The sequence below is a fragment of the Cyanobium sp. LEGE 06143 genome (genome assembly GCF_015207535.1).
Classification (GTDB): domain Bacteria; phylum Cyanobacteriota; class Cyanobacteriia; order PCC-6307; family Cyanobiaceae; genus NIES-981.
In genome coordinates this window covers 1-3,952 of sequence record NZ_JADEWP010000211.1, presented here as the reverse complement: position 1 = coordinate 3,952, position 3,952 = coordinate 1, and the positions used below count along the sequence as shown (strand labels likewise).

Sequence of the window (3,952 nt, the reverse complement as noted above, 5' to 3'; positions counted from 1 at the left end):
GACGGACGACGAGCTGTTTGACCTGGGGGGTATGGAGGGTTTCACCATGGCCGACCTGCTGGGGCCCGATGGCTCCCGCCAGGGGCGCCCCCGAGCCGCCGAGTCCGCTGATCGTCCCGTCAGCCGCAGCGTCGATGAGTTCGACTTTGATGAGCAGGCCTTTCTCGCCGCCCTAGATGAGCAGGACTTCGTGGGCTCCACCGGTGAGGTGGTGACGGGTGTGGTGGTGGGCCTCGAGAGCGATGGGGTCTATGTGGACATCGGCGGCAAGGCTCCCGGCTTCATGCCCAAGAAGGAGGCCGCCCTGGGCGTGATCACCAATCTCAAGGAGCGCTTCCCCAGCGGCACGGCCGTGGAGGTGCTGGTGACCCGGGAGCAGAACGCCGACGGCATGGTCACCGTGAGTGCCCGGGCCCTGGCCCTGCGCCACAGCTGGGAGAAGGTGAGGGCGCTCGAGAAGGACGGCAAGGTGGTGCAGGTGAAGGTGAGCGGCTTCAACCGCGGCGGTGTGACCTGCGATCTCGAGGGGCTGCGGGGCTTCATCCCGCGCTCCCAGCTCGTGGAGGGAGAGAACCACGAGGCCCTGGTGGGCAAGACCCTGGGTGTCACCTTCCTGGAGGTGAATGCCGAGACCCGCAAGCTGGTGCTTTCGGAGAAGAAGGCGGCCACGGCGGCGCGCTTCAGCCAGCTGGAAGTGGGTCAGCTGGTGGAGGGCGTGGTGGTGTCGGTGAAGCCCTACGGCTTCTTTGTGGATCTGGGCGGCATCAGCGGACTGCTGCACGCCAGCTGCATCACCGGTGCCGACCTGCGCGATCTGCGCCAGGCCTTCAGCCAGGGCGAGCGGCTCAGCGCCCTGGTCACCGACCTCGACCCCGGGCGGGGTCGCATTGCCCTGAACACGGCCCTGCTGGAGGGCCAGGCCGGCGAGCTGCTGGTGGACAAACAGCGGGTGATGGAGGAGGCCGCCGACAGGGCCAACCGGGCCCGTTCCCAGCTGCGCCAGCAGGAGCAGGCAGCCGGATGAGCGATCTGAACCCTCCAATACCTGCCGCTTCGGCCCCACCCCCATCGCCTGAGTCGGCGGCCCTCGCCTCGGCGGCCGCTGGCTCGGCGATCGGCCCCGATTGGGAGCTCGATTTCTATTCCCGTCCGATCCTGGATCCCGAGGGCAAAAAACGCTGGGAGCTGCTGATCTGCTCCACCCCCGAGGTGGGTGAGGACGGCGCTGCGGCCAGTGACAGCTTTCGCTGGGTGCGGACCTGCCCGGCCTCCAGCGTGAACTCGATCTGGCTGAGGGAGGCCCTGCAGGCGGCCCAGGCCGATGCGACGGCCTCTGGAGTGGCGCCACCGCGGCGGCTGCGCTGCTGGCGGGCCTCGATGCGCACCATGGTGCAGCGGGCCGCCGAGGGCCTGGGGCTGGACCTCATCCCCAGCCGCCGCACCTATGCCCTGGTGGGTTGGCTGCAGCAGCGCGAGCGGGAGGTCTATCCCCAGCAGGAGGGCTACCTGGCCGGTCCCCTGGCACCGCCGCCCCAGGCCGTGCGTCCGGTGCCGGTGCCCCTGCCCGAGGCCGCCCGAGGTGACAGCTGGGCCTGGGCCAGCCTGCCGGTGAGTGCCCTGGCCGGGGCGAAGGCCTGGGACAGCGGCTTTTCGGGCCTGGTGCCCCTGCCGGAGGCCGCCGCCGCTGACGCTGGCGTGCCTGGCCTGCGCCTGTTCAGCTCCAGCCGCGCCCTGGCGGTGGCTGGCTGGCTGGCTGGCCTCGAGCCGGTGCGCCTGGAGATCGTGGGCACCCAGCTGGTGCTGGAAGCGGGCATGGATGATCGCTGGCTGCTGGCCTCGTTGCCCGAGGCTGAGGCCGAGGCGGCGGCCCAGGCCTTCGCCAGTTCGCGGCAGCAGGCAGCGGGCCTGCAGTTCATCGCCGTGCAGAGCCGCGAGAGCGATCAGCGCTTCGAGGGCTTCTGGCTGCTGCGGGATCTGCCCGATGGCTGAGGCCGTGCCACCGCCGTTCGATCGGCCTGATGCGGGATTCAATCAACTGGCTGGCTGGACCTGGGTGGGCTGTTACGGCGGCTACTACCTGCAGGCCGACCTGCTGGAAGGCTTTGAGCACGGCTTCTTCACCCGCCAGTGGCAGGGCCGGATTCCCGAGGTGCTGGTGGGCTACCTCAGCGCCGGCGTCACGGTGCATCGACCCCAGCAGGTCCATGGAGCCCTGGTGCTGCCCGCCAGCGCGGCGGCGCTGGAGCCCTGGCCCGAGGCGGATGGGCTGGTCAGCGATGCCGCTGCCCAGAGCCTGTGGGTGTGCGGTGCCGACTGCACCCCCGTGCTGCTGGCCGACCCCCGCAGCGGCAGGGTGGCGGCCTGCCATGCCGGCTGGCGGGGGGTGGCGGGACGCATCCTGCCGGCTGCGGTGGCCCAGCTGGAGGCGGCCGGCAGCCGGGCGGCTGACCTGCGGGTGGCCCTGGGTCCCGCCGTGTCCGGCGAGTGCTATCAGGTGCGGCGCGAGGTGAGCGAACATGTGGCCCTCAGCCTTGCGCCTGAACCGATCGCTGCGGCCCTGGAGGTTCTCCAGGCCTGTGGTGCCTTGCTGAACGATCCCCAGCCCGGCCACGACCGGCTCGACATCCGGGCGGCTGCCCAGGCCCAGCTGCTGCTCTGCGGCATCCCCGCCGAGCAGATCGCCACCTGTCCCCTCTGCACCGTGACCGAAACCGAGCTCTTCCACTCCTGGCGCCGTGACCAGGTCAAGGCGGTGCAGTGGAGCGGCATCGTGGCCCAGGGCTGATCCCTGGCTGGCTCCAGGCCGCCCGATTCGTGCCGCCCGATTCAGTGCGCCCGATTCAGTCTCCCCGCTCGCCGCCGAACAGCTCCAGTTGCTGCATGGTGCTGTTGCGCTGACGCCGGCTGGAACGGGGCCGCTCAGCAGGTGTGCGCCCGCCCATGAACCAGCTCTCCAGCGCGGCTTGCTGCTCTCTGTCCAGGCTGCCTGGATCGAGGCCTTCGGGAAACAGGGCCGGATGGTGCTCCTGGCACCAGTCGAGGCAGCTGCCGGGAATGCGGCTGGCCCCGAAGGGGGTCACATCGCTGGGCATGGCACTGAAGCCGCCGCGGCTCCATCCCTGGCGTCGCTGCTGCAGCCAGGCCAGGCGGTCTGCTCGGGCGCTGGTGTAGTCGAGCATCGGCGGTGGATAGTTGGCCATGGCAGGGGGCTGGCCCAGCTGGTCGTTGGTGAGGTCGGCGAGCTCCGGCAGCCAGCGACGCACGAACACCCCCTGGGGATCGCAGCGGTCCACCGCCAGCTGGCCGGGATGGTAGATGCGGGTCCAGGCTCCCTGGCCGCCCCGCTCACCGCCACTCTGCTGGCCGCCACCTGTGGTGACGCCCGCCTGCATCGCCCACTGGTAGTGATCGATGGGGCAGTCGCCATCGAGCAGATGGCGCATGTAGTGGAGGGCTCCGTAGCGCCAGTCGATGCCGCAGAGATTGGTGAGGAAGCTGGCGTGAATGGCCCGGCTGCGGAAGTTGAGCTCGTGCCAGCCGCCGGTGGCCAGCAGACAACGGGAGGCGGCATCGACGATCGGGAAGCCGGTGCGCCCCTCCTGCCAGCGCCGATACAACTCCTCCTGGCGGGCGTTGAGTCGGGTCTCCTGCTGGTGGCAGTGCCAGAGGGGCTCCAGTTCCAGCTGGGGCAGGTAGCGAAAGCGCTGGGCCATACCCGCCCCCCAGCGCAGCCGGCTCACCAGCGGCCGCCAGCTGCGCTGCTGGCCGCTGTCCCCCCGTTGCAGCGGCGCGATGGCATCGAGGCACTGGCGATGGCTCACCACCCCGAACTTGAGGTAGGGGCTGAGGCCGGAACTGGCGCGGGCAGCGGGGTAGCTGAGCTGCCAGTAGTAGCGCGACGACACGCCCTGGCTGCAGAAAAGCTTCAGCCGCTTCAGGGCTGCTGCTGTGC

General features: G+C 70.4%; 4 protein-coding genes. 3 read left to right on the top strand and 1 reads right to left on the bottom strand.

What is annotated here, in order from left to right; all coding sequences use genetic code 11:
- The 3 genes from IQ216_RS12345 to pgeF form a co-directional block, all read left to right on the top strand.
- Positions 1-1,024 (top strand): S1 RNA-binding domain-containing protein (locus IQ216_RS12345; RefSeq protein ID WP_193815694.1); only part of this gene is annotated, 1,024 nt, incomplete at its 5' end.
- Positions 1,021-1,989 (top strand): Tab2/Atab2 family RNA-binding protein, encoded by a 969-nt coding sequence (locus tag IQ216_RS12340; RefSeq protein ID WP_193815693.1) that lies wholly within the window; start codon positions 1,021-1,023, stop codon positions 1,987-1,989. The genes IQ216_RS12345 and IQ216_RS12340, both read left to right, overlap by 4 nt.
- Positions 1,982-2,785 (top strand): peptidoglycan editing factor PgeF, encoded by an 804-nt coding sequence (gene pgeF / locus IQ216_RS12335; RefSeq protein ID WP_193815692.1) that lies wholly within the window; start codon positions 1,982-1,984, stop codon positions 2,783-2,785. Before IQ216_RS12340 ends, pgeF begins: the two co-directional genes overlap by 8 nt.
- Positions 2,786-2,840: 55 nt before the next feature.
- Here pgeF and IQ216_RS12330 read toward each other — a convergent pair.
- Positions 2,841-3,952: FAD-binding domain-containing protein (locus IQ216_RS12330; RefSeq protein WP_304523985.1), on the bottom strand; the 1,112-nt coding region annotated here is incomplete at its 5' end.